We start from the raw sequence: 26,124 nt of genomic DNA, 5'->3' as shown, positions 1-26,124 counted from the left end.
AAAACCTCCAAAAGAGTGGAACTGCTCATTTCCTTAAAAAAAATATTATAAACGCTGGAAACATTAATCCTTTGTTAGCTCTCCCCGCAACGATTCATCCATCAATTTACGGCTTTCTTCAACTGATAAACCCAAGCCCATTACGAACATCAGTTTGGTTACCGTAGCTTCGAAAGTTAAATCGTAGCCGCTTACTATGCCCATTTTTAACAACTCCCTACTGGTTTCGTAGCGACCAAGCTGTACTGAGCCTTTTTTACACTGAGAGATATCGATAATGATTTTTCCATTTAAAATGGCCTGGCGTAAACTATCTAAAAACCATTGTGCGGTGGAGGTGTTGCCTGAACCAAAGGTTTCTAAAATAATGGCATCGACCTTAGAATCGGTGATGGCCTGAACAGCCTGCGGGGTGATTCCCGGATATAATTTAAGCACACCAATATTCGAATTAAAATTGGTATGTAATTTTAACTCACCGCCGGTAGCTTTTAAAATATAATTTCTGTGAAACTGTAAATGTACTCCAGCCTCTGCAAGTACGGGGTAATTTGGCGAGCGGAAAGCTTCAAACTTCTCGCTATTGTATTTAATAGAGCGGTTGCCCCTAAACAATTGTGCATCAAAATAAATGCAAACCTCCGGGAATAGTGCTTTGCCATCTTCTTTAGTTGCGGCAATTTCTAACGCAGTAATTAAATTTTCTTTGGCATCAGTCCTGATTTCTCCTATCGGCAATTGCGATCCTGTTAAAACAACAGGTTTATCGAGATTTTCGAGCATAAAACTCAGTGCCGAAGCGGTAAAAGCCATCGTATCAGATCCGTGCAGGATTACAAAACCATCGTACTGATCGTATTTATTATAAACGAGTTCGGCCAATGTTTTCCATATTTCAGGATCCATGTTTGATGAATCCAACACCGGATTGAAAGAGTGTACATCTAAGTGGTAATCTAAACGGCCCAGTTCCGGAACGTTTTCTTTTATCTGCTGGAAATCAAACGGAATCAACATCCCGTTTGTAGGATCGTTAATCATACCAATGGTACCACCGGTATAAATTATAAGTATTTTGGTCATTTGGTTTAGTGAAGGTTGCTCAGCGCAAAGAAACTAAAAATTTACAAATGATTGGGTGATATTTTTAAATTAGCAATAAAAAAGCTAAAATCAATAACAATATTATTAATTCAATAATTTACAAAGATAAATTTTGTCAATTTGACAATAAAAGAAATACAATATTGTCGTCATCCTGAACTTGTTTCGGGATCCAGCAAGAAAGAGAATCTAAAACTTAAACGTCATTCCCGCACATGCGGGAATCTTAAAGCTATTGCATTACGATTCCCAATCAAGTTGGGAATGACGAACCGCTAAAATTTGTCGCGTAAGAATAATAACATTTAAATCCCGAATATTTTCTTCGAATTTTCTGTGGTTACATCTGCTATTTCTTCAATAGAAACGCCATAAATATCAGCCAATTTTTGCGCGATATAAACCAGGTAACTGCTTTCGTTAGGTTTACCACGGAAAGGAACTGGTGCCAGGTAGGGAGAATCGGTTTCTAAAACCAGATTAGTTAAAGGAATATCTGCCAATACCAGATCCAAACCCGCTTTTTTATACGTGACCACACCACCAATGCCTAAATAAAAATTAAGGTAAATAGCCTGTTTTGCCTGAGCCAAATTTCCAGTGAAACAATGGAATATACCACGCAATTTTTCATCACGTTCACTTTCCAATACTTCAAAAACTTCATCAAAAGCTTCTCTGCAATGGATTACAATCGGCAACCCCAACTCCTTTGCCCAGGCAATCTGCTTGCGAAAGGCATCTTGCTGGATAGCTAAAGTGCTTTTATCCCAATATAAATCGATCCCGATTTCGCCAATGGCATAAATTTTCCGACTAGCAATACTTTTATAAATTTCATCTAACAGCGCAAGGTAATCTTCTTTTACATCACAGGGATGCAGGCCGGCCATTGCAAAACAGTTTTCAGGGTATTTAGCCACCAGGTCATCAATCATCGCGATCGATTTCACGTCAACATTGGGCAAAAACAAACGGTTCACATCGCTTTCAAAACAACGTTCCATTAGCTGCGCCTGTTTTTCGGCATCCTGTTCGTAATATAGATGGGTATGGGTATCGGTGAAGATCATGTTTTATAATGTAAAATGGGTGATGTAAAATGGATGACGGGTTAGGAGTTTGTTAAGTGTATTTTCAAAGTTAATTTCAATTTGATAAGTAAGGTTGAGCTCGTCGAAACACATAAGTTTAAACAGGTTCTTCGATAGACTACCATTAACAGATTCCATTAGATTAATCGTCATTCCCACGCAGATGGGAATCTTGAAGCGCTTGCATTAAGATTCCCAATCAACCCGATAGCTATCGGGTTGGGAACGACGATTCTCCGCAGCCTATTTCTTTTCAGCTTTACTTTTCTTCGGAGTTTTGACTTTGGGCTCCGGACTTCCGACTTCGGACTGTGGATTCCATTCCATTTCCTTTTTCAAAAACTTTCCGGTTAAACTAATTGGGTTCTGGATCAAACCTTCAGGTGTACCCTCAAATAAAATCCTTCCGCCACCAGCACCGCCTTCTTCTCCTAAATCAATCACCCAATCGGCAACCTTAACCACGTCTAAATTATGTTCAATCACCAAAATGGTATTTCCTTTATCAACCAGCTCCTGCAATACGCCCAAAAGCACGTTAATATCTTCGAAGTGAAGTCCTGTGGTAGGCTCATCTAAAATATAAAAGGTCTTTCCAGTATCTTTTTTAGAAAGTTCGGTAGCCAGTTTTACACGCTGCGCCTCCCCTCCTGATAAAGTTACCGACGATTGACCTAAAGTAATATAACCTAAACCTACATCTTTTAAAGTTTTGATTTTTCTGTAGATGATCGGAATATTTTCGAAGAAAGTACAGGCATCTTCAATACTCATATCCAATACATCACTAATCGATTTTCCACGGAAACGTACTTCTAAAGTTTCCCTGTTGTATCTTCTTCCGCCACATTCTTCGCAAGGCACCTGCACATCAGGCAAAAAGTTCATTTCGATCACCTTTAAACCTGCTCCCTGACAGGTTTCGCAACGCCCGCCTTTAACATTGAAAGAGAAACGGCCGGGTTTGTAGCCGCGGATTTTCGCTTCGGGCAACTGAACAAACAGATTCCTGATATCAGAGAAAACACCGGTATAGGTAGAAGGATTAGAACGTGGCGTTCTGCCAATCGGCGCCTGATCAATCTCGATCACCTTATCAATTTCTTTTAAACCATTGATTTTCTCGTAAGGTAAAGGTGTTTTTTTGGCCCTGAAGAAATGATGGTTTAAAATCGGGTATAAAGTTTCGGTAATTAAACTCGATTTACCACTACCTGAAACTCCGGTTACGGCAATAAATTTACCCAAAGGAAAGTCTACTGAAACCTCTTTTAAGTTATGTCCGGTGGCTTTAAGCAGCGACAATTTATGCCCATTGCCCTTTCTGCGGACGTTTGGTGTTTCAATCTGCCTTTTGCCATTCAAATAATCGGCGGTTAAGGTATTCGATTTCAGGATCTGCGCAGCGGTTCCTTCGGCCACTACAGTACCTCCATGAATACCAGCGCCAGGACCAACATCAATTACCCAATCGGCCTCCAAAATCATATCCTTATCATGTTCTACCACCAAAACGGTGTTTCCCAGATCACGGAGATTTTTAAGTGCATTGATCAAACGTTCGTTATCACGCTGGTGCAAACCAATACTTGGCTCATCGAGGATGTACATTACGTTCATCAGCTGCGAACCAATCTGTGTGGCCAAACGGATACGTTGCGCCTCGCCACCCGAAAGTGTGCGGGCAGTACGATCTAAAGTTAAATAAGTTAAACCTACATCTGTTAAAAAACCGATCCTGGCTTTAATCTCTTTTAAAATTTCTTTGGCAATAATATTCTGACGGTCGGACAAACGTTCATCAACTTTTTCGAACCATTGATGAAGGTTGTTGATATCCATCGATGAAAGTTCGAAAATGTTTTTGCCATCAACTTTAAAATGCAGACTTTCTTTTTTCAAACGGGCACCATGGCACTCCGGACAGGTTTTCAGTTTCCTGAACTCGTCCATATCGTCGGATGCTGACTCGCTTCTTTTTTCGTTCTGCTCTTCAAGCATTTTAATAATACCATCGAAAGTGATGTTATAATTCTGAACGTTCCATTTATTGTATTCTACCTCAACCTTGATCAGATCAGGCGAACCGTTTAAAATGATATTGATGACTTCATCGCTTAATTTTTCGATGGGTGTAGAAAGCGAGAAACTGTATTTTTTAGCCAAAGCTTTTAACACCTGGAACATCCAGATATCGCGGTATTCGCCCAATGGGGCTAAACCGCCATTTAAAATGCTCAGTTTTGGATTCGGAATAACCGATTCTTTATCGACTACAAAAATATAACCCAAACCATCACAACGTTCGCAGGCGCCATAAGGCGAGTTGAACGAAAAACTATTGGGTTGAGGCTCGTCATAAGAAATACCCGTGGTTGGGCACATCAAAAACTTACTAAAGTGCGCTACGTTATTATCTTTATCGCTGATTTTGATTACTCCTTTACCCATTTTCATTGCAATCTGCAGTGAATCGAGCAGGCGTTTTTTATCTTTCACGTCAATAATGAGGCGATCGATCACTACTTCAATATCGTGGATTTTATAACGATCGACCTGCATTTTAGCGGTAATATCTTTAATCTCTCCATCTACACGCACTTTTACATAACCCTGTTTGCGGATTTGCTCAAAAAGTTCACGGTAATGCCCCTTTCTACCTTTAACCACTGGTGCAAGGATATTTACGGCCAAACCATCAAATTTATTAAAAATGTTCTGCAGGATTTGATCTTCGCTCATGCGTTCCATTTTCTCGCCGGTATTGTACGAGTAAGCATCGGCTACACGGGCGTAAAGCAAACGCATAAAATCGTAAATTTCGGTAATGGTACCTACAGTAGAGCGCGGATTTTTGCTGGTGGTTTTCTGCTCAATGGCAATAACCGGACTCAATCCCGAAACCTTATCCACATCAGGCCGCTCCATCCCGCCCATAAACTGGCGGCTATAGGCACTAAATGTTTCCATATAACGGCGCTGTCCTTCCGCATATATGGTATCAAAAGCCAACGAAGATTTACCGCTGCCACTCAAACCAGTAATTACAACCAGCTGGTTGCGCGGAAAACTAACATCTATATTCTTTAAATTATGTACCCTCGCACCATATACTTCTACATCTTTTTGCTCGCCGAGGTCGATAGATTTATTGCTCATATTTTATTTAAAGTTGGGGCCAAAACCGGGTCTTAAAAAAGACCGGATTTCAATCCGCAAAAATGCTAAAAATTTTATCAAAAAGAAAGTCAAAACCAACCTGTATTACCTATTAATTGTCATAATGTCGGCTTCTATTTCTAAGGAAACCAGATGATAAGCCAAAGCGCACATAACTGTAATGATCCTGAAAATAGATATTATAATTATCTTCGCCATAATAGCCTACCGCCGCCATCAAAAACACATTGTTCATAAACGGAAAGCTGTAATTGAAATTTATTTCAGCATTTAACCGCTTCTGGATATTGGCAAAATTTTTCGATGGAATTTTATTTACGGCATAAGATAACTCGGTATTTAAACGCCAGGTTTCCTTTTCGCTTTTAACTTTCTGCTTATTCCTGGCTTTTTTTTCGATTTCATCATACCTGCGCCAGGAAAAACCATACAACACTCTAGTAAATCCAAAACCTTCATTAAGTGCAGGCTCATACCTAAAGAATTTATACCATTGCAAGCCAAGCCGATAATTGAAGGAATAATAGCTTTCATCGGCACTAATTGGTGTAAAATCTCCAAAACGGTAAGAAAGCGTTAAATAATTTGCGTTAAAATTTCCTGTACGGGTATTAATTGTACCATCCGGATTAAATGCGCTCTGATCCTGACCGTTTGAATGATGTGTAAAAGCCAGTTCAGCATATTTATAATGTTCTGGATCGGGATTTAACCTCGCATAAAGCGCTCCGCCCAAACGGTAACTCGGCGTCCGTACAGCAGCAGAAAATTCATTCCTAACACGTACCGTAAAATCAGGAATAATTGCAAAGGCAATTGGCGATTTATAACTACCCAAAAGCATATATGTAGTAGTTAGCCGACCGTTGATTACATATTTTGAAGGTGCTCCCAATTCTCCACCTGGTGCCGTATAAGCTAAATCAGCATTTTCTTTGTACAGATGAATATATTCTTTGTTGGCAAACTCTCTTTTTACCGCTATTGAATCTTGAGCAAAGGATTGTAAACAGATGAGGCAGATAATAAGCGTAAAAAAAGTTTTTATCATACCAGATAAACGCTGTAAATGAGGCAACGGTTTTGTATTTTTAGAGAAAATAACGATCGCTAATCAAATGATACAAAAACTTAAAAAACTACAAAGGTTAAAGATCATAATTAGTTGCCTCCTCATTGAAGAATTACGTTAGATTTCAATTATTAAGCACATTTCAAAGATCTCTCGGCTCCGTTACTCTCCGCTCGAGATGACGACGCGACGATAAACGCCACGTTAACCCAATGAACCTGTGAACGATTGAACCAAGACTAAGGAACCAATGACTAATTAACAAATGCCCAATAACGATTGAGCTAACCTACCACTCTATCGTCGTTCCATTTTCAGTTGGGTGCCCGGTACAAACCAATACCCGACCTCTTTCAATTTCATCATCCGTAAGCACTTCGTTATAATCCATCCTGACCCCACCTTTGGTACAATTGGCTACACAAGTGCTGCATACCCCTCCACGGCAACTATAAGGAAGTTTAATTTTATTTTCGAGTGCTACATCTAAAATCCGCTTTGGCCAGGGCACTTCAAGATTGTACAATTCTCCTTTGAAATTTAAAATAACCGAATAGGTATTTTTATCGACTACTTTTTCAGAACTATCGTCTTCATCAACCTCATCTTCTGGCAGCACAAAAGTCTCCCTTTTAATCTGTTTGATATCGAAACCCATGCCTAATAAGGTAATCCGGCATAAATCCATATAAATTATAGGCCCGCAGCTATAAAACAGCGCATTATCCCGATCGAAATGCAAATGTTCTTTGATTAATTTCTCGATATAGAATTTATTCAGCCTGGCCGTCATTAAGTTTTTGCTATTGCTAAAAATCCAGACAATTTTTAACCTATCAGGGTATTGCTGTTGCCATTCGATCAGTTCATCGTAAAACAAAGTTTCTTCTTTCGATCTGTTACTATATACTAATGTAATCAACGATTTTTTCTCGCGCACCAATGCCGTTTTCATAATCGAGAACAAAGGCGTAATGCCAACCCCTGCAGCAAAAAGAAAAAGATCGCGCTCTAAGTTTTCTTCAGGCAAATAACTAAATAAACCCTGCGGCTCCTGAGCCAAAAGGATATCATTTACAGCAGTTTTATGATGCAAAAACCTCGAAATTTCTCCATTCTCCACCCGTTTTACTGTAATGGCCAAAGGTTCATTTACATCCGGCGAACTGTTAAAAGAATACGACCTTCTTACCTCTTTATGTTTTCCCTGAAAAACCAACGATAAAAACTGTCCCGCCAAATATTTTGGGTATTCATCTACCTCTTCAAATTGAAAAGTAATATTATCGCCCGGTTGATTAATGATTTTATTGATCCGCAGTTTGAACATAATGCAAAGAAAGGAAATTGGTTTATTAGTTCAATCGTTCATTAGTCATTTGTTAATTGGTAACTGCAAATTGCCAACTATTAATTGGTTCATTAGCCATTGGTTCATTGGTTAGCATGATGCAGAAAAATAACTTTGTGCCTTAGTGACCCTGTGATAAAGCAAACATTGATCAGCAAAACAAATCGGTATAATCCAAAAATCTGTGAAATCATCCTAAATAAAAAACGTCCCGATTAAAAACCGGGACGCCTTACCAAATGCTTGTCTTTATCTTAATTATTATATTATTCGGCGTTGTAGGCCAATAATACGCGCGGTTTTGCGTAACCGTAACGTTTCGGATGTTCCATAATCTGTTTCATAGAAATTACTTTATAAACATAGCCCCCGGTTTCGCGGTTAAGCCTCATTTTGTAGTAATTATCCTGATTTTGATTATCGATCTGCTTGCGTAAGCGTCCGTCGCCAACATTGTAAGCCGCAGCTACCAATGTCCAGCTTTCTAAACCTTTATACATTTCTTTAATGTATTTACAGGCTGCAATGGTCGATTTGCGCAGATTATAGCGTTCATCAACATTCCCATTTACTCTTAATCCATAGGTACGGGCAGTGCCGGGCATAAACTGCCAGATTCCGGCTGCACCTTTTGGAGAAACCCCTTCCGCCATTCCAGATTCGACCAATGCCAAATACTTAAAATCGTTCGGGATTCCATAAGCAGCGAGAATGGGTTCAATTACAGGAAACCATTTTGCTGCTTTTGCATGCAGGCGGTTGGTTTGGGTATTTCCGTAAGTGTGTGCTGCAAGAATTTTTTTCATTTTGCGTTCTACCTTTTTATCGCCTAATGGCAGGGTTTCTTCCGCAAAATTCAACTGTGCCATTAAAGATTGAGGAGCTTCCTCATTTTGTACTTCAAGGCTATCAGATTTGGGTATTGTAGTGTTTAATTTTTCTTCTTTTAAAAGACTTTTTTGTGCTAAGGGCATTTGGTAAGCGAACACTTTTGCCAAGATAAATAGTGTTGCCACTACCGCAAATGGTACGATGTGTTTCTTTAACATTTTCCTCCTTTTTTTGGTGAACTTATATAAAAACGTTGGCAAAGGTAAAAAATAATAAGCACATTATCAAACAGTTACAGAAATAAGCCTCAAAACCAGCCTTTAAAGTGCTTTAAACGTGGATTTTAAATTTTGATTTTCAGACAAATTTCCCTATATTAGAGGCTATTTTTTTATCTAATTTTTCAGCTCTTAAAATTGTTATGTTCATCATTTTTTCATAAATTTGCAGCCCGCATTTTTAATGCGTTAAAAGCGTATCATGATAAATAAAAACAACAGGAACAGTCGGGATGACAAGTCCAAACCAGGCAGTCGGAGAACAGAAGGCAGAAGTAGTTCGGCCGGGTCTGACAGAAAAAGATCAGACGACAAAGACAGCAAATTCAAAAAATCATCCGATTCAAAAGAAGGCTTCAGACCCAGAAGCGCAGACAGTAAAGATTTCAAATCAAAATCTTTCGGAGACAAAAAAGATTTCAAACCAAGATCAGGCGGACGTGATTTCAAATCGAAAGATTCGGAACCACAGAGTTTCAAATTCGGCGATCGCGAGTTTAAATCAAAAGATGCAGCATCAGAAGACCGTGGCTTTAAACCGAGAGAAGGTAAATCGAGAGATTACAAACCGAGAACCGGCGACCGTGATTTCAAACCGAGAGAAGGTGGATCAAGAGATTACAAACCTAGAACAGGAGACAGGGATTTTAAACCAAGAGAAGGTGGTGCAAGAGATTATAAGCCAAGAACAGGAGAACGCGATTTCAAATCTAAGGATGGAGATTCGAGAGATTTTAAACCGAGAACTGGCGACCGCGACTTTAAACCTAGAGAAGGCGGATCGAGAGATTACAAACCAAGAACGGGCGACCGTGATTTCAAATCGAAAGATGGTGGATCGAGAGATTTCAAACCTAGAGAGGGTGGCTACAAAGATTACAAATCAAGAGGTAAATCAGATGATTTCAAGCCAAGTGCTGGAAGTTCAAGAGATGTAAAACCCCGAGAGCCAAAGGAAGGCGACACCCGTCCGTTTAGAAAACGCGAGGACGCACAGCCAAGAGATACAGAATTTAACCGCCCGGAGCGCACTGTAATTACCCAAGGCCGTAAAACAAATGAAGATAAAGGCTTAATCCGCCTAAACAGATATATTTCAAATGCAGGCATCTGCTCTCGTCGAAAAGCCGATGAGCTAATTATTGCCGGTATTATTACCGTAAACGGCGAAGCTGTTACCGAGCTGGGACATAAAGTTGACCCTGCAAAGGATTTGGTTCGTTACAATGGCGAATTATTAAAACGCGAGAAAAAAGTTTACGTTTTATTAAACAAACCAAAAGATTACATCACCACTACCGACGATCCACAGGAACGCCGTACGGTAATGCAACTGGTTGATAAAGCGAGTCGTGAGCGTATTTACCCGGTTGGACGTTTAGACCGCAATACCACAGGTTTGTTGTTAATGACAAACGATGGTGATTTAGCCGATAAATTATCACACCCTAAAAACGGTATCACTAAAATTTACAATGTTGAATTGGATAAATCTTTATCACAAGGCGATTTAAATAAAATTGCTTTTGGTTTAGAATTAGAAGATGGCCTGATCAAACCTGATAACATTTCTTACGTTGCAGGTGGAACCAAGAAAGAAATCGGTATCCAGATCCACAGTGGAAAAAACAGGATTGTTCGTCGTATTTTTGAACACTTAGGTTACAATGTAGAAAAATTAGACCGCGTAGTTTATGGCAATTTAACCAAGAAAGATCTACCACGCGGTAGATGGCGCTATCTTGAAGAGCATGAACTGATTCAGATTAAACATTTAATTAAATAATATATAAGGCAGCCGATTGGCTGCCTTTTTTTTGCATTGCTATTTTTTTCACCACAAAGGTACACAGAGAAAAATCACGAAGGTCACAGAGTTAGGTATCCGTTGAAACAGTCTCTAATAATTAGAAACATTTTCTGTGCATTCGTGGCAAAATTCTTTCCATCTATTTTTTCACAAAACGGGGATTAAAAGGATACGAATAAATAGATAAGATCTCCACAGCATCTACTTTCGGTGGCTAATTATATTTTATTTCCCATATTTGTTAAAATCAATACCATATTTTCATGAAAAAATTCAGTTCATTGCTTATACTTTCTATACTTTCGACTCTTACTTTTGCCCAGAAAAAGAATTACAACTTGATTGTAGGCACTTACACTGCACCAGGAAAAAGCGAAGGAATTTATACCTATAACTTTGATGCTGCAACAGCTGCAACAAGCATAAAAAGCATTACAAAAAACACCGCTAATCCAAGTTACGTAGCCGTTTCACCTGATAACAAATTTGTTTATGCCGTAAACGAAACCGGAGCGACCAGTACGGTAAGCGCATTTAAATATAATGCAAAAACAGGTGATTTAACCTTTTTAAATAAAGTTGACAGTCACGGTGCCGATCCTTGTTTTATTACAGTTGATGCAAAAAATGTAATTGTAGCCAATTATAGTGGTGGTAGTTTAGCTGTATTTTCACGAAAAACTGACGGGTCTTTAACAGATGCTTTGCAGATAATCAAACATACCGGAAAAAGCATCGATCCTAAAGGCAGACAAGAAAGCGCTCATGTGCACATGACTAAATTTACGCCAGATCATAAATACTTAATTGTTAACGACCTGGGCGAAGATCAAACCTATATTTACAAATATAACCCAACCTCGAAAGAAAAAATATTAACGGTAAAATCGGTACTTAAAACCAATGCTGGTACTGGTCCAAGGCACATAACTTTTAGTCCAAATGGTAAGTTTGCATATTTGGCACACGAATTTAATGGCAGTATAACTGCTTTTGCTTATGCAAACGGAAACTTAACCAAAACCCAGGAAATTGGTACTACCCCAAAAGATTTTACCGGCAAGGTTGACGGTGCAGATATCCATGTTTCGGCAGATGGAAAATTCCTATACGAAACCAATCGTGGCGATGCCAATAGCATTTCTGCATTCTCTATTTTACCTGCCGGAAAATTGAAATTTATTGAAACGGTAAGTACCTTGGGCAAGGGACCAAGAAACTTTGCGATTGATCCGACCGGAAAATTCTTATTGATCGGACATCAGTACACTAATAACATTGTTATTTTTAACCGCAACAAAACAACGGGTAAATTAACCGATAGCGGCAAAAGGATCGATGTTGGTGCGCCGGTTTGTTTAGTATTTAATTAATCACTCAAAATTTAGCCAATGGACAACTTCGATTGGACCAAATTCACGATCAGGATTGCCATTAAAGCAAAGCTTGAGGACATATACAATGCCTGGACAAGAGTTAGCGAAATTGAAAAATGGTTTTTAAGCGATGCATCTTTCACTGACGAGAATAAAGTATTGCTCAGCAAAACGCAGAATGCGCTTAAAGGCGATCGGTATAAATGGATCTGGTACCTGTATGATGATATCGAAAACGGAATGGTAACCGAAGCAAATGGCACGGATTATTTTCAGTTTACCTTTGCCGGAGATTGTCTGGTTGAAATTAAACTCAGTGAAGAATTTGAATACACCGTTGTAGAATTGACCCAGAAGAATATCCCTGAAGATAATCATTCAAAACGGAACATCCGCCTGGGTTGCCAAAATGGCTGGAGTTTTTACCTGATTAACTTAAAATCCGTTTACGAAGGTGGTTTAGATTTAAGAAATAAAGATAACCGGTTTAAGCCAATGCTGAACAATTAGGTATGGATTTAGATGTAAATGAGCATGAAATTCGGAGAAATGGCTTTTCTGTAATTGAAGATGTATTTACCGACACAGAGGTTGAAACCATCCTAACTGCAATCAATAATACCAACCCAAAAAACGAAACGTTTAGAAAATCGAATGACCTTTTTGCAATCCGCCAGTTTTTAAAAGAAGTTCCAGATGCCATCGGCATTGTTTTTAACGAAAAGCTAAAAAAAATCATTAAAAGGCTTTTTGGAGAAGATTATTTTCTCGTTAAATCAATTTATTTCGACAAACCAGCAACTTCAAACTGGTTTGTTTCCTATCATCAGGATTTAACCATTTCTGTTGATCAAAAAGTTGAAATAGCCGGATTCGGCCCCTATACCAATAAACATAATCAGTTCTCCGTACAGCCACCCTTAAATATCCTTGAAAGCAATTTTACCATTCGCATCCACCTTGATGATACCAATGAAGAGAATGGTGCGCTAAAAGTAATTCCAAATTCGCACAGTAAGGGCATGTACCGTCCAGAAACCATTAATTGGGATGTAGAGCAGGAGGTGAGCTGTAACGTAGCACGGGGCGCTGTAATGATCATGAAACCACTGCTGCTGCACAGTTCAAGCCGGACAACCAATAACAAAAAAAGAAGGGTTATCCATTTAGAATTTAGCAACCAGCTATTACCCAAAGCAATACAATGGTCGGAATATTTAAATTTTGAGCAGCAATCAAAAACGAATTAACAACCTATATTAGACTACTTTAAATAATTTTCCGTTAGAATAACAATGAATAAAAAATTATTGATACTCCCGCTCCTGGCATTAATCGGACTGGAGGCCTGCCAAAATAAAACAAAACAAAGTGATACTGAAAATGGAGAACAGACTACCGTAAAATTATCATCCCCCGATTTTAATGCGGATAGTGCCTATGCCTACACAAAAACGCAAGTTGATTTCGGTCCGCGGATTCCGGGTACATCAGCACATCAAAAATGCGCAGATTATTTAGTTGCCAAATTAAAATCGTTCGGTGCTAGTGTAAGTATACAAGGTGAGAAAACGCAGACTTATGATGGCAAAAGTTTTCAGCTAAAAAATATTGTTGCCACCTTTAATCCAGATAAAAAGGAAAGGGTTTTAATTACAGCCCATTGGGATGCCCGTCCCTTTTCAGATCAGGATGCTGATCCGGCAAACCATACCAAATCATTTGATGCGGCTAACGACGGTGCAAGCGGCGTAGCGGTAATTTTAGAAATGGCACGCCAGATTCAACAAAAACAGCCTAATGTTGGCGTAGATTTCGTGCTATGGGATTTAGAAGATTATGGCAAGGCAAACGATGAAACGCCTGATGAAACCACCTGGTGTTTAGGTTCGCAATACTGGGTAAAAAAAGCAACGGCTTCCGGATATAAAGCGCTATATGGCATTAACCTGGATATGGTTGGCGGAGGTAATGCACAGTTTACTCAGGATGAAATTTCGCGCCAGGCTGCTCCAACTGTGGCCGATAAGGTTTGGGACATCGGGAATGAGATTGGTTACTCCTCTTATTTTACCAAAATTCCGAGCGGAAAACTGGTAGATGATCATTTTTGGATGAACAAGGCAGGCGTTCCTTCTATCGATATTATCCATTATAATGATAACAGCGGCTTTTACATCAACTGGCATACCCAACTGGATAATTTAGCGAATATTGACAAAAATACGTTAAAAGCAACCGGACAAACGGTTTTAGAAACCATTTACAGGGAAAAATAAATGGCAACAATGTGTAATTGTTAATTATTTTTAAGACCATACACCAAAGAAACTTTTATATTCGCCAAATAAATTATCTAAAATAGTAATGAAACAATTATTTTCAACCGCAATAGCTTCGCTTTTAGCCTTAGGCGCTTTTGCCCAAAAGAGTGACGGGACAACCAAATCTTTAGTAAATGCTGAAAAGGATTTCGCTAAGTCGATTGCCAAAAATGGAGATAAAGACGCGTATCTGGATTATTCATCCCCTAATACTTTAGTATTCAGACCAAACCCAGTTAACGCCAAAACTTTTTATGCCGGAAAGGCAAATGCTGAAAGCGATGTAACCTGGACGCCAAATTTGGCAAAAGTATCACGTAGTGGCGATTTAGGTTTTACTACAGGCCCTTACGAAATCGGAACTTCGGAAAAAAAATATGGTCAATACCTTTCAATCTGGAAATCAGAAAACGGCAGATGGAAATTAGCGATCGATTTAGGAACAGAAAGCAACAAACCTTTGGCTAATGTTACACCTTCTTTTGTAGAGCCGAAAGACCACGTTGCACCAAAATTCTTAAATGAAAGAGAGATTAAGGCCGGTAAAGACATCATCTTAACTACCGAAAAAACATTAAATACGCTTTTAAAAACCCATGGTATTGCAGCATTTGGCGGCTTTTTAACCAACGATGCACGTTTACTTTTCCCAGGTAACGAAGCCATTGATGGCAAAGGAAAAATTATTACGTTTTATAACGGCATGATCAGTAAAATCAATTTAAAAACCACGGGCGTAGATAAAGCAATCGGTAGCGATTTAGCTTATACCTATGGTGTGGCAACAATTGATTATAAAGCAGATCTGCGCGAAAGTTTTAACTATGTTTTCGTTTACGAAAAAGCAGCAGATGCAAGCTGGAACTTAATAGTACAGGCTTTTATACCTGCAGAAAGATAAAATTTAAATGTGAATTAAAGAGGGCTATCCATAAAAAGAGGCCCTTTTTTTATGTCGGCATCTTGCATTTACCGGCACTACCGTTCGGGTTTAGCCCCGATTAAAGCGGTATCCTTGTAGCGCAGCGGAAAGATATAGCGCAAAGCGGGAACAAACATTAAAAACAGCACAGTTTTTGCGCTTCAAAAAATAATGACAAGTAAAACAACCTATTTCACGTTGAAAACCTATGCATAAAAAATTACTTCTATTCGTTACGCTCGCTTTATTCTTTTTTAATGTTTCGGCCCAAAAGAAAAAATTCGATTTACAGGGCAAAGCCGGCGCACGTGGCATTATGCCCGAGAACACCATCGAAGGAATGCTAAAAGCATTAGATTTAGGCGTTACCACCTTGGAAATGGACGCCGTTATTTCGAAAGATAAACAGGTGGTGCTTTCGCAGGAGCCTTATTTTAACAACGAAATTTCACTTCAGCCAAATGGAAAACCCATTACTCTAAAGGACCAGAAGAATTTCAATATCTACAAAATGGACTACGAGCAGGTTAAAAAGTTCGATGTAGGCAGTAAAGTGCACAGCCGTTTTCCGGGACAGATGAAATTTAAGGCTTACAAACCTCTGCTCTCTGAAACAATAGACGCAACAGAGGCTTACGTGAAAGAACACAAACTGCCTAAACCAGTGTACAGTATCGAAACAAAAACCATTAAAAATGGAGATAACGAATTCCACCCTGAGCCTGCAGAGTTTGTAGACCTAATTATGGAGGTTATCAACGCCAAAAAATTAAGCAAAAGGGTAATTATCGAATCGTTTGATATGCGTACGCTTCAGTACCTGCATGAGAAATACCCTAAAATACAAACTTCGTTACTGATTGACGAGAAAGAACCTTTTGAAGATTATATTGAGAAATTAGGATTTAAACCAACGATTTATAGCCCTTATTCGGTATTGGTTGGTAAAGGCCTGGTAGACCGCTGTCATGCGATGGGTATCAAAATTATTCCCTGGACGGTAAATACAGTAAAGGAGCTTAAATATTTTATGGATTTAGGTGTAGATGGCGTGCTTACTGATTACCCTAATATTATGGGGCAGTTGAATAACTAACCAATCATTGGTGTCTCATCGACCGAAATAAAATAGCATTTAAAATGCCTTGCTATTACATGCTCGTTTGGAAACGAGCGTGAGCAACTCAAACAAAAAAAGCGCTGGTTTCAGCGCTTTTTTTTTGATCTTTACTAATGCCTAGTGGTGCGATTCAGGCGCTTCTGTGTGGTGTGCTTCAGTTTTCTCGTGCGAAGAAGTTTCTTCACCATGGTGGAAAATTGGTCTTGTGAAAGCCACAAGCAGGATTAAAACAATAATCCAAGCCGTTAATGGTAGTGCCCAAATGCCTTTAGTTTGCTGAACTGGCGCGTGTGAATCGTGAGCTGACATATCGAATATTTTTGATTTAAGAATTTATGCTTTGTAATTGTGTGGTAAAGATAATAACAAAATTAAAATAAAAAGATAAAATGGCGATTTGTATGTAAAAGCATAGGGATAAAGGCTAGCCCTTTATCCCTGTAAATCGTAAACCATTTTTTTTGTGCTGTTCATTTTGCTTTTAATGCGGTTCTGATGCTCAAGTAAAGCACTATGTTCATCCTGAACGGCATTAAACAGTTCTGCTTTTTTGAAATAGTTTGCTGCTTCTGCAAAATTTTGCTGTTGTTCTGCATGCAAACCTAAACTTTCGAAAATATGGGCTTCGCAAACGCCTGCAACACTTAAAGCTTTATCGGCAATCTGTTTAACCAGCTTATGCATTTTAAGCGTAATTACGAGCTTTAAATAAGGTTCGTACACTTCCGGAAAATCAGCATCGAGTTCGGTGCAGCGTTTATAGTAATAACCAGCGGTTTTGTAATCCTTAAAACGCTCGTGATATATATCTCCCAACTGAAAATAACCCCTGGCGTAATCAGGATCGAAGGCAATAAGCTCATTAAAATACTGAAGTGCTTTGGGCAGCTCGCCCCAGTGCAATTCTTCAATGGCCTGTAGATATTTTTCCTCTACAGTAGTATAAATGTCCATAACGGATATTATTAATTTTGTTAAGCGGTATTTTGCTTAGCAAATGGGTAATTAAATTGATTTTTAAATTTTGGTTTATGCTATAATGGCAAAAACGCTAAGGGTTGGGAAGGAAATTTAAGTCAATACCCAAACTCTTTATGCCACAAGACGGGCTAAAGTGCATTTTTTGGATATGTATTTGACGTAGCATTTCTGTAAATTTGATGCAAAGATATTTATTTTCAATGAATTGCAAATTATTTTTTTTCTATTGATCAGCTTTTCATGTTGACCAGTGCATTTTTAATCTGCCGCCTGTGCCTTAAAATATGAACGATGGCGTGTTCGAGCATCTGTTCTACATCGTATTGTTGCCCCCACCTTGTATTGATCTTTTTGGCTTGATCAAACTCTTCCATTTTAATGTTGGGGTTTCTGATGAAAAAATCCTGATTATAATTAAATGCTTCCTTTAGCCTTAAAATATAGGGCGCTACCTGATCAAATTGCAACCGTTCCGGCCTGGTAGTCTCCAATCCGATGGAGTTTTCGATGTAAACCGCATAACTGAACATTGAGGCGCATACATGCGTTAAAATGGTTTGGATGGAGATGCAATCGGAATTTAAACTTTTTGGCTCGATGGTTTGAAGCAACTGCTGCTGGTTGATTGGATTAATTACTTCAATCATCTCATCAACTGCTTTTTTATATTCATCTATCAATGCTGCAATTGCACCGGTGAGGGGATTGTTTTCCATCATTAATCAAATATAATGATTTTCGTTTTCGTTGGTTGGAATTTGCAATTATGATTTTTAGTTGGTCGGATTTGAAATCCCAACTGGCATGACTAACCGAGTTGTTTTAACTCTAACCGTAAATTCGATTTTGCCTGGTTTTCAAACTGATTATAAAAATAATCGGTTTTATAAATCCTTTCCATTTCTATAAAATGCTGTAAAACCTTTTTTCTCCCTGGATTATAAATAAGATCTGGATAAACCGAATATTCTTTTCGTACATTTTTTGCATATTCTGCATAACTTTTAGGGTTTTGGCCTAATATCGAAAGATCTGCATCTATAAAATAATTAGTGTCTAATTCAGGATGGGAAAGGTGTGTTTTAGTAGCTAGTATTTGAATTTGACAGTTATGGATGATATGGTCTGGAATTGCAATCTGTTTCATCCTTCTCACTGCTAGCCTGGCACTTTGCTCTTCATTGTCTGATTTTAAGGCATTGTAAATGATGTCATGATAGAACAACGTAAATAGGATAGTTTCCCAACTTTCGATTTTATCTTTTACTTCAAATAAGTGTTTTAATAAATTATCAAGATGCAAAAGCGTATGGTAATACCTTTTTTTATAATTGTAGTTTTTCTCAATCTCTTCCCAGAATTCGGTTATTATACTTTCGTTGTTAGTATACTTTTTTAAGAGTTCACTGAATGTTTCTTTTAGCACGATGGTCTTTGAATGATATGGATATACAAGATACAGCATGAAATCCACTTTTCACAAATTATCATTGTTAGGTACCTGGAAGCATAGCTAGGTGTTAATCATTACAAATCCTTAACTCATAAGAATGGATTGGCAATTCCCGACCAGCACTACAATAAATCTTTAATAATTTTTTCGATCGATAAACCTTCAGCTTCGGCGCGGTAATTACGCACAATACGGTGACGTAAAATAGGCTCTGCTACGGCTTTCACATCTTCAATATCAGGAGAATATTTTCCGGTTACTGCAGCGTGGCATTTAGCACCCAGCACTAAAAACTGCGATGCACGTGGACCTGCACCCCAGCTAATGTATTTATTCACGACCTCGGTAGCGAATTCGCTATTTGGACGGGTTTTAGCAGCCAGCTTAACGGCATACTCCAAAACATTGTCAGTAATGGGAATATCGCGGATCAGTTTCTGGAAATATTGGATATCATCTGCGTGGATAATTTTCTGCAGTTGAATGGTTTTATTACTGGTGGTGTTTTTAACGATGTTCAGTTCATCTGCAAAAGCAGGATAGTTTAACTGAATATTGAACATGAAACGATCTAACTGAGCCTCTGGCAATGGATAAGTTCCTTCCTGCTCAATTGGGTTTTGTGTAGCCAAAACAAAGAATGGTTTTGGCAAAGTATGGGTTTGACCAGCGGCGGTAACCGATTTCTCCTGCATGGCTTCTAATAAAGCAGCCTGCGTTTTTGGAGGGGTACGGTTAATCTCATCAGCGAGGATAATATTAGAAAAAACAGGCCCTTTTATAAATTTAAAGTGCCTGTCTTCTCCTAAAATCTCTGCGCCAATAATATCGCTTGGCATTAAATCTGGTGTAAACTGGATCCTGTTGAAATCGAGGTCTAAAACAGATGCCACAGTTTGTACAAGTAAAGTTTTAGCCAATCCGGGTACGCCAACCAACAAACAATGTCCGTTACTGAAAATGGCGATTAAAACAGATTTTATGATGTCATCCTGTCCAACTACTACTTTGCTTATTTCAGCTTTAATGTTGTTGAAAGATTGATGAAGTGCATCAACAGCTTCTACTTCGTTCTTATACTGCATTGGTGTTATTTTGCGGCTGTGGTTTTAGTCCAGATTTTTAACTCATCACAGGTATTAAATTCGTCGTCGATTTTAATGTAAGTACTTTCACGACGTTTTTGAAACCATTCGCTTAAAGTACGATTAATTTTATCACTTTGTGCAGCATCCCTGATTTTTGGAAAATCCTGTTTCAGATTTGCTTTGTGAGGCGGTATTTTCGATTTTAAATATAAAATGCGGTAACCTTGTTTTCCATCAGGTGCAGTAAATAAATCAGGTTTAGAAATACCGCCAATTTTCATGCTATCGATTACCAAAAATACCGTTGGATCTAATTTATCAACCGGAATAAAAGTACTTCTTGCCTGAACATTTTCAGCATTAAGCATCATACCACCGTTATATTTAGTTTCTTTATTATCAGAATAAAGGTTTGCAGCTGCCGCAAAGCTTATTTTTTTACCGATAATGTTATGGTAAATACTATCAGCATGCAGTTTTAAACGTGTTAAACTTTCTGGTGTGGTTTTAGGCATAATTAAAATGTGCCTCACGTGTACCTGCTCGCCCCTGCGCTCTAATACCTGTAAAAAGTGGAAACCATAATCTGTTTCGAAAACCGGAGAAATTTCACCTGCTTTTAATTTAAAAGCCCAGGCGGTAAACTCTTTAACCATAGTATTTCTGTCGATAAAACCATAATCACCACCATCGGCAGCAGAACCCGGATCTTCAGAATAGGTTTTTGCCAACACGCCCATATCTTCGCCTGCTTTAACCCTTAAACGAAGGGCTTCGATTTTATCACGGAATTTTTGTTTTTCGGCCCGGGTTAACTGAGGGTTTAAAATTACCTCACCAACTTCTACCTCTGTATTAAACTCCGGAATGCTATCGCCTAAAGACTTGAAATATTTTTCAACCTCCATTGGGGTAACATTGATGTTTTCTGTGATTTTTTGCTGCATTTTCTGCGCAATCAATTCATCTTTTACCGATGGTCTGATTTCATCTTTATACTGAAGCACAGATTTGTTCAAAAACTGTTCTAAACGCTCCTGGCCACCCGCACGCTGCATGCTATAACGCATACGTTTATTTACCTCATCATCAACTGCACCATCTTCAACCATTACCGAATCGATTTCAGCCTGTTGTTTAAGCAGTTTCTGGGTTAAGGTCTGTTGTAAAATTTTACATTTAATATCATCATTGGCCGGGTTGCCCTGGTAAAGATATTGAGTGTATTGTTGGTTTAAATCTGATAGCAGGATAATATTATTTCCTACAACAGCAGCAACTTTATCTACAGTATGCTTTTGCGCATAACTGTTTAAAAACAGGCAAATTAAAGCGGTTGCTACTAAAAAAACTTTCTTCATTCTATTTGTTATATTTTGCAAATTTAATATTTATGCTCACTCTCCATCAATTCCGGTTATAGCTTAGCAAGCTTTTTAAGCTCATTATCGTTAATCCTGACCTGATATTTTTGTTTGAGGCTTTTTAGCCATTTATCCTCCAAACTTAGCTGATAATCGGCAATCACCTCTCCCCTCACTTCATTTAAGGGTTTATTATAATTTTGACGGTTTTTATTGTAAAAATCATTTATTGCCTGCTCATCTTCCTGTGCTTTGTTCCAGATTTTTTGTTCCGAAACATTGAACATCAAAACACCTTCGCGGTATTCATTCAATAAAAAATCGCGGTCTTTATTACCGCCACCAATTTTTTTATGCGCGATCAACGCATCCTCATAAGTTTTGATTTCTTCCTGGTAACTGGCACTTTTATCCAGTCCCATATCACGGGCATCCAAAACTTTAAGTTTAAAATTTATATACAGGTTTAAATAAGCTTGTAAGGTATCGTAAGCAACATTGATGCTTCCATTATGGCTCTTTTTATATGCCCACATAAATTCCCTGACACTTATGGATTTACCATTTACAACAGCCACGTTTTGTGCAAACGAAATGCTATAAATAAAGCTAAAAACAAATAGGCAGTAAGTTTTCCTCACACAGAGCACTCTATAAATTTTAAGGGATAAAAGTAACAATTAGCGACGCTATTATAAGATATTTAACTAATTTTAACAGAAATTATTATCCAACAAAAATACGAATGGAAAACCAGGTTACCAACAATGCGAACGCTTTACGTTTATTTTTTACCGACGAAGTTTTCGTGGTGAAGGATGAAAGTGTGGAAATTCGGCTTTTGGGTAATCCTGAGCGAGTTTTTGTCCCTGAAAATGTTTCAGCTGCTGAAGAAAAAGAAACGGTTTTAAAGGCAGAAACTATCCAAATCCCAGCAATTAAAACTACACAAACACCAAAAATTTATCCACAAGCACCTGAAATTCCGCATATTGTGGCCGAACCACTACCCGAAAAAGCATTTAAATTTTTAGGTGGAAATAAAAAATCAGTGCTGATATTGGTGAATGATCAACAGCATGATGTGAGTACCGAACAAGGCAGGGAACTGCTCCGTAAAATTGTAAAAGCAGTTGATCTGGGTACACCCGATTTTGCAGTATTGAACTATGCAAATTACAGAGGAACTGATTATATAGAACTGCAACGCTTTTTTAAACCGGTTATCATGTTATCTTTTGGGGTAGAAATTGCAGAGCTCAAATTAAACCTGACCTGGCAGAACGAAATCATCATTCATGAAAACACCAAAATCATCTTTGCACCAAATCTTCATCATCTGGATAGTGATTTAACAGCAAAGAAAACACTTTGGGGGCATCTTCAGAAAATTAAATAGCTTGGAAGTGTGAAGTATTTAGTATCAAGTTATTAGTATTGAGTATCAGGATGGCATTATAGCCTTAATCTGGAAACCTTAACTTTTCGACATTCCAAATTTTTAACCTTTCAAATTTTCCCCAATGAAAAAACTCGTTTTTGCCACCAATAATCAACATAAAACAGAAGAAATACGCGCAGCACTTGAAGGTAAATATGAAGTACTGAACCTGGAAGACATTGGTTGTTTTGTGGATATCCCTGAAACGGCCGACACTTTTGAAGGTAATGCAAGTCTGAAGAGTGCGTATGTGGTAGAACATTTTAATTTAGACTGTTTTGCAGATGATAGCGGCTTAGAAGTAATGGCCTTAAATAACGAACCAGGTGTTTACTCAGCAAGGTATTCGGGAAGCCGTGATAGTACAGAGAACATTCAGCTGGTTTTGAAGAAACTTGAAGGAAACAGCAATAGAAAAGCCAGATTTAAAACAGTAATCTCACTGATGCAAAATGGCGAGAATCATATTTTTGAAGGAATAATTGAAGGGACAATCAGAGCAGCATTATCCGGCTCGAAGGGTTTCGGTTACGACCCTATTTTTCAGCCAGATGGTTATGAAATTACCTTTGCTGAAATGGATATGGCAGAGAAGAATAAAATCAGTCACAGGGCTATTGCCTTGAAGAAGATGATTGATTTTTTGAGGGGGACAGATTTATAGTTTAACTAGATTAATAAATTTCGACAGGTCGTCATTTCGACCGTAGTGGAGAAATCTTTTAACATAGTCCAAAGATTTCTCCATTTCGCTGCGCTTCAGTCGAAATGACGACCGACCTTCTAAATTCATCGTTGAAATGATTGGCAATCATAATGCAATAAGCTTTAAGATTAGCGCTATCTTAGAAATGTCTCTCCCGACTTAACGGCCGGAATACGCTTCAATCGAAATGATGACCAAATTGATTACATTTTACCAGCTGGCTTTTTTACCTGTAAAGTATCCTTTTTCACCTGAACACTATCTTTTTTGGGTAAAATGGGTTTAATGCCGAAGTTGGCAGTATCTGCAGTTTTTTTAATTGGCAATTTCTTATCCACGCTTAAACTGTCTTTTCCCGATACAATTTTAGGTTTAACTGTAGGAACAATACTTGAAGATTTGCCTGCCGGAACAGCTGTTTTTGCACCTGCAACAACAGGTTTACCTGCCACTGTTTTTGCCTTTACTTTGGGCTTAGGTTTGCCAGAGGAACCAATGGCATCTTTCTTCGATTTTGGCCGCTCACTAGGCTTCCATGAAAAACCCTTTAAAGCATGATCTTTTGCAATAGTATTTTCTGGATTTAAAGCACCTTCTACACCTTTGATGTACACGATATCTTCAATTGCATTTTCTTTATTCTTAAAAATGAACTTGATCCTGCTGCTTAGCGTCTGGTTCATTTCTTTATAAACCTTGGTACTGTCATCCTGGGTATAATAAATACTTTCGGCGTTACCATCAACATAGAGGTTTTTTAATTTCCCATTATAAAAGAAACCTGTCATTAAGCGGCCTTTAATTTGGTTAAACCTTAGCGAATCGGCTGGAGTATTTACCAAAAATGCATTTTTAATGGCTTGTAAATTATTCAGCTTTTTGTTTTTGAACTGCACATAAATGGTATCGCCAACCTGCTGCGAGCCTTCCGACCAGATAATCGGGTTGCTGTAGCAACGTAAAGTAGAATCGGCACTGGTGTAAAAAAGACTATCTGTTTTGGCCTGAATATTCGTTTTAAAGATTTTCACTCCATGGTAAGCCTTAATAATACGCGTTTGAACAGTATCAGCCGGGTTAAACTTGGCGGTATCATTAGCTTTATTAAGCTTTAAATTTCCTATAACTTTTGTTAAACTATCTTTAATACCAGATTTAGAGACCTTTTTTTGCAGACTATCAATTTTTGCTTTTGATACCTCTTTAACAATCGGTGCTGCTTTATCCGCAATTTTCTTTTGCAAACTATCGATCTTCGTTTTTGAAAGGTCTTTTACAGCTTTATCCGTTATTTTCTTTTGCAGGCTATCTGTTTTAAGTTTAGGCAAATTTTTAATCAAAGAATCAGCCTTGCTTTTTAAAACATTATCCTTCTGCAAGCTATCGGGATTAATTTTGGGAAGTCCTTTGCTGAGCGAATCTACTTTCGATTTTAAGCTATCGGTACTTTTATCTTTCAGATTCAGTAAATCCTCGGTTTTATCATCACCCTTGCTTTTTTTCTTCTTGTCTGCCTTCCTTTTACTCCTGTCTTCTTTTTGGGTAGATTGGATTTCAGGTTTTACTTTGGGCTCGGCGTTTCCTTTTTTTCCGCCGTCTTCATCATCCTCACCAACCTGGTTATCGGCTTTGATCGAAATTTTAGGGATCAGTTTTAAGTTTTTTTGCAGCACCATCTGTGTCTCCAAAGTATCGGCACCCATCCATAAACTATCAGGCCTTTTTTTGTTCTTAACCATTACCGAATCTTCGGTGCCAATACCCATATATGCATTCCGGGTTACGAGTGTACGCTGATCTATCTTATAATAATAGCCTAAATCACCAAACATTTTCATTTTATCCTTGGTATCAGAAAAAACGATGTTTTTTACCGCTTTACCAACTCCCTGCTTGCCAAAATAATATAAACTATCTCCCTTTAAAGATCGTGTACCCTGCGTATAAAGATTTTTCTTGCCAAAAAAGGCATCCTCCGTCATGGTATTATACTGGCCATTTTCGGTATAAAGATTATCGTCTTTTCCTTTAATATTGGTTGGCCCATAAAAGTAGGTCCATTTATCCTGTGTATTGTAACTCATCGTATCCGATTTGATAACCGATTGAGGCGTGACTACTACAACATCATATCTAAAATAGGCGACGTTTCTTTGACTAAAATAATAACCATTTTTACTCGTTAGTGTTACTTCTTTATTTACAATTTTACCACCACTGGTATAAGTGCCTATTTTTGTGAGTGTATTGTAATCTAAAATATTAGTGGTTAAGACCGATGTTGGATCGATCATCTTTACGTTCCCCGTTAAATGCGCCTGCTTTTTATTTCCGTCGTATTCCAGTTGATCTGAATAGATGTCAGTAGTAACCTGATTAATATGTACATTTTTATAAGCTTCAAAATAGTTCCGCTCGCTGTAAAAAACAGCACTATCGCATGCTAAGGTGGCATTATCCTGTTGAAAAACAACAAAATTAAGATAAGTTGCTTTTTTCTTCATATCACCTGCGATATGTTGATAAGAAACAATCTTAATCTTCGAAGCGGGCTGCTGACCGAATAAAAATACCGGACTGATTAGAAGAAATAAAAAGACAAATAGTTTTTGCACACTACAAAGTTAGT

The 26,124-nt window shown here is 38.2% G+C and carries 23 protein-coding genes; 9 read left to right on the top strand and 14 right to left on the bottom strand.

What is annotated here, in order from left to right; all coding sequences use genetic code 11:
* Positions 1-63: 63 nt before the first annotated feature.
* The 6 genes from H9L23_RS26025 to H9L23_RS26000 all read right to left on the bottom strand — a co-directional run bounded on the left by H9L23_RS26025 (position 64) and on the right by H9L23_RS26000 (position 8,850).
* Positions 64-1,083, bottom strand: coding sequence for an asparaginase (locus H9L23_RS26025; protein WP_187593004.1), 1,020 nt, complete (start codon positions 1,081-1,083; stop codon positions 64-66).
* Between the two features lie 326 nt (positions 1,084-1,409).
* Positions 1,410-2,177 carry a TatD family hydrolase gene (locus H9L23_RS26020; RefSeq protein ID WP_187593003.1) on the bottom strand — a complete coding sequence of 256 codons (768 nt, stop codon included), beginning with the start codon at positions 2,175-2,177 and terminating at the stop codon, positions 1,410-1,412.
* Between the two features lie 264 nt (positions 2,178-2,441).
* Positions 2,442-5,357 (bottom strand): excinuclease ABC subunit UvrA, encoded by a 2,916-nt coding sequence (gene uvrA / locus H9L23_RS26015; RefSeq protein WP_187593002.1) that lies wholly within the window; start codon positions 5,355-5,357, stop codon positions 2,442-2,444.
* A 112-nt stretch (positions 5,358-5,469) separates the two neighbouring features.
* On the bottom strand, positions 5,470-6,429 hold the full coding sequence (locus tag H9L23_RS26010) for a hypothetical protein (RefSeq protein ID WP_187593001.1): 960 nt from the start codon (positions 6,427-6,429) through the stop codon (positions 5,470-5,472).
* Between the two features lie 310 nt (positions 6,430-6,739).
* Positions 6,740-7,780 carry a 2Fe-2S iron-sulfur cluster-binding protein gene (locus tag H9L23_RS26005; protein ID WP_187593000.1) on the bottom strand — a complete coding sequence of 347 codons (1,041 nt, stop codon included), beginning with the start codon at positions 7,778-7,780 and terminating at the stop codon, positions 6,740-6,742.
* Between the two features lie 287 nt (positions 7,781-8,067).
* The gene (locus tag H9L23_RS26000; protein WP_187592999.1) at positions 8,068-8,850 is read right to left on the bottom strand and encodes a lytic transglycosylase domain-containing protein; all 783 of its coding nucleotides are present in this window, start codon (positions 8,848-8,850) and stop codon (positions 8,068-8,070) included.
* Between the two features lie 262 nt (positions 8,851-9,112).
* Between H9L23_RS26000 and H9L23_RS25995 the strand changes: the two genes are divergently transcribed.
* The 7 genes from H9L23_RS25995 (at position 9,113) to H9L23_RS25965 (ending at position 16,438) form a co-directional block, all read left to right on the top strand.
* Positions 9,113-10,696 (top strand): pseudouridine synthase, encoded by a 1,584-nt coding sequence (locus tag H9L23_RS25995; protein WP_187592998.1) that lies wholly within the window; start codon positions 9,113-9,115, stop codon positions 10,694-10,696.
* Positions 10,697-10,983: 287 nt separating this feature from the next.
* Positions 10,984-12,093: a lactonase family protein gene (locus H9L23_RS25990; protein ID WP_187592997.1), complete on the top strand. Its 1,110-nt coding sequence runs from the start codon at positions 10,984-10,986 to the stop codon at positions 12,091-12,093.
* Between the two features lie 18 nt (positions 12,094-12,111).
* The gene (locus H9L23_RS25985) at positions 12,112-12,606 is read left to right on the top strand and encodes an SRPBCC family protein (protein ID WP_187592996.1); all 495 of its coding nucleotides are present in this window, start codon (positions 12,112-12,114) and stop codon (positions 12,604-12,606) included.
* A gap of 2 nt (positions 12,607-12,608) precedes the next feature.
* Complete coding sequence (locus H9L23_RS25980; RefSeq protein ID WP_187592995.1) at positions 12,609-13,346, top strand: phytanoyl-CoA dioxygenase family protein; 738 nt, start codon at positions 12,609-12,611, stop codon at positions 13,344-13,346.
* A 45-nt stretch (positions 13,347-13,391) separates the two neighbouring features.
* Entirely contained in the window at positions 13,392-14,375 is a 984-nt protein-coding gene (locus H9L23_RS25975) for a M28 family peptidase (protein WP_187592994.1), read from the top strand.
* A gap of 88 nt (positions 14,376-14,463) precedes the next feature.
* A complete protein-coding gene (locus H9L23_RS25970) occupies positions 14,464-15,321 on the top strand; it encodes a nuclear transport factor 2 family protein (RefSeq protein ID WP_187592993.1) in 858 nt (285 codons plus the stop codon).
* Between the two features lie 229 nt (positions 15,322-15,550).
* On the top strand, positions 15,551-16,438 hold the full coding sequence (locus H9L23_RS25965; RefSeq protein ID WP_187592992.1) for a glycerophosphodiester phosphodiesterase family protein: 888 nt from the start codon (positions 15,551-15,553) through the stop codon (positions 16,436-16,438).
* 141 nt (positions 16,439-16,579) lie between these two features.
* On the opposite strand, the gene H9L23_RS25960 is transcribed toward H9L23_RS25965, so the two are convergent.
* From H9L23_RS25960 to H9L23_RS25930, 7 genes are all read right to left on the bottom strand, one after another.
* Positions 16,580-16,771, bottom strand: coding sequence for a hypothetical protein (locus H9L23_RS25960; RefSeq protein WP_025144195.1), 192 nt, complete (start codon positions 16,769-16,771; stop codon positions 16,580-16,582).
* Positions 16,772-16,894: 123 nt separating this feature from the next.
* Positions 16,895-17,416 (bottom strand): tetratricopeptide repeat protein, encoded by a 522-nt coding sequence (locus H9L23_RS25955; RefSeq protein ID WP_187592991.1) that lies wholly within the window; start codon positions 17,414-17,416, stop codon positions 16,895-16,897.
* Between the two features lie 257 nt (positions 17,417-17,673).
* Positions 17,674-18,162, bottom strand: coding sequence for a DinB family protein (locus tag H9L23_RS25950; RefSeq protein WP_187592990.1), 489 nt, complete (start codon positions 18,160-18,162; stop codon positions 17,674-17,676).
* Between the two features lie 89 nt (positions 18,163-18,251).
* On the bottom strand, positions 18,252-18,869 hold the full coding sequence (locus tag H9L23_RS25945) for an HD domain-containing protein (protein WP_223191017.1): 618 nt from the start codon (positions 18,867-18,869) through the stop codon (positions 18,252-18,254).
* Positions 18,870-19,018: 149 nt separating this feature from the next.
* Positions 19,019-19,981: an AAA family ATPase gene (locus H9L23_RS25940; protein ID WP_187592988.1), complete on the bottom strand. Its 963-nt coding sequence runs from the start codon at positions 19,979-19,981 to the stop codon at positions 19,019-19,021.
* A gap of 5 nt (positions 19,982-19,986) precedes the next feature.
* A complete protein-coding gene (locus H9L23_RS25935) occupies positions 19,987-21,345 on the bottom strand; it encodes a peptidylprolyl isomerase (protein WP_187592987.1) in 1,359 nt (452 codons plus the stop codon).
* 56 nt (positions 21,346-21,401) lie between these two features.
* Positions 21,402-21,926 carry a hypothetical protein gene (locus H9L23_RS25930; protein ID WP_246474798.1) on the bottom strand — a complete coding sequence of 175 codons (525 nt, stop codon included), beginning with the start codon at positions 21,924-21,926 and terminating at the stop codon, positions 21,402-21,404.
* A 167-nt stretch (positions 21,927-22,093) separates the two neighbouring features.
* On the opposite strand from H9L23_RS25930, the gene H9L23_RS25925 reads away from it, so the two are divergent.
* Entirely contained in the window at positions 22,094-22,747 is a 654-nt protein-coding gene (locus H9L23_RS25925) for a hypothetical protein (RefSeq protein ID WP_187592986.1), read from the top strand.
* A gap of 124 nt (positions 22,748-22,871) precedes the next feature.
* The gene (locus H9L23_RS25920) at positions 22,872-23,453 is read left to right on the top strand and encodes a non-canonical purine NTP diphosphatase (RefSeq protein WP_187592985.1); all 582 of its coding nucleotides are present in this window, start codon (positions 22,872-22,874) and stop codon (positions 23,451-23,453) included.
* A 245-nt stretch (positions 23,454-23,698) separates the two neighbouring features.
* Here the strand turns inward: H9L23_RS25920 and H9L23_RS25915 are convergent, their stop codons facing one another.
* Entirely contained in the window at positions 23,699-26,110 is a 2,412-nt protein-coding gene (locus tag H9L23_RS25915) for an OstA-like protein (protein WP_187592984.1), read from the bottom strand.
* Between the last annotated feature and the right edge of the window lie 14 nt (positions 26,111-26,124).

The organism is Pedobacter roseus (assembly GCF_014395225.1).
In the GTDB taxonomy this organism is placed as follows: Bacteria; Bacteroidota; Bacteroidia; order Sphingobacteriales; family Sphingobacteriaceae; genus Pedobacter; species Pedobacter roseus.
The sequence above is the reverse complement of the archived record's forward strand: the minus strand, read 5'-3'. Positions and strand labels throughout refer to the sequence as shown.

Coding starts and splice junctions, on each gene's coding strand:
- H9L23_RS26025 (WP_187593004.1), bottom strand. CDS start 1,083: ATGACCAAAATACTTATAATTTATACCGGTGGTACCATTGGTATGATT.
- H9L23_RS26020 (WP_187593003.1), bottom strand. CDS start 2,177: ATGATCTTCACCGATACCCATACCCATCTATATTACGAACAGGATGCC.
- uvrA (WP_187593002.1), bottom strand. CDS start 5,357: ATGAGCAATAAATCTATCGACCTCGGCGAGCAAAAAGATGTAGAAGTA.
- H9L23_RS26010 (WP_187593001.1), bottom strand. CDS start 6,429: ATGATAAAAACTTTTTTTACGCTTATTATCTGCCTCATCTGTTTACAA.
- H9L23_RS26005 (WP_187593000.1), bottom strand. CDS start 7,780: ATGTTCAAACTGCGGATCAATAAAATCATTAATCAACCGGGCGATAAT.
- H9L23_RS26000 (WP_187592999.1), bottom strand. CDS start 8,850: ATGTTAAAGAAACACATCGTACCATTTGCGGTAGTGGCAACACTATTT.
- H9L23_RS25995 (WP_187592998.1), top strand. CDS start 9,113: ATGATAAATAAAAACAACAGGAACAGTCGGGATGACAAGTCCAAACCA.
- H9L23_RS25990 (WP_187592997.1), top strand. CDS start 10,984: ATGAAAAAATTCAGTTCATTGCTTATACTTTCTATACTTTCGACTCTT.
- H9L23_RS25985 (WP_187592996.1), top strand. CDS start 12,112: ATGGACAACTTCGATTGGACCAAATTCACGATCAGGATTGCCATTAAA.
- H9L23_RS25980 (WP_187592995.1), top strand. CDS start 12,609: ATGGATTTAGATGTAAATGAGCATGAAATTCGGAGAAATGGCTTTTCT.
- H9L23_RS25975 (WP_187592994.1), top strand. CDS start 13,392: ATGAATAAAAAATTATTGATACTCCCGCTCCTGGCATTAATCGGACTG.
- H9L23_RS25970 (WP_187592993.1), top strand. CDS start 14,464: ATGAAACAATTATTTTCAACCGCAATAGCTTCGCTTTTAGCCTTAGGC.
- H9L23_RS25965 (WP_187592992.1), top strand. CDS start 15,551: ATGCATAAAAAATTACTTCTATTCGTTACGCTCGCTTTATTCTTTTTT.
- H9L23_RS25960 (WP_025144195.1), bottom strand. CDS start 16,771: ATGTCAGCTCACGATTCACACGCGCCAGTTCAGCAAACTAAAGGCATT.
- H9L23_RS25955 (WP_187592991.1), bottom strand. CDS start 17,416: ATGGACATTTATACTACTGTAGAGGAAAAATATCTACAGGCCATTGAA.
- H9L23_RS25950 (WP_187592990.1), bottom strand. CDS start 18,162: ATGATGGAAAACAATCCCCTCACCGGTGCAATTGCAGCATTGATAGAT.
- H9L23_RS25940 (WP_187592988.1), bottom strand. CDS start 19,981: ATGCAGTATAAGAACGAAGTAGAAGCTGTTGATGCACTTCATCAATCT.
- H9L23_RS25935 (WP_187592987.1), bottom strand. CDS start 21,345: ATGAAGAAAGTTTTTTTAGTAGCAACCGCTTTAATTTGCCTGTTTTTA.
- H9L23_RS25925 (WP_187592986.1), top strand. CDS start 22,094: ATGGAAAACCAGGTTACCAACAATGCGAACGCTTTACGTTTATTTTTT.
- H9L23_RS25920 (WP_187592985.1), top strand. CDS start 22,872: ATGAAAAAACTCGTTTTTGCCACCAATAATCAACATAAAACAGAAGAA.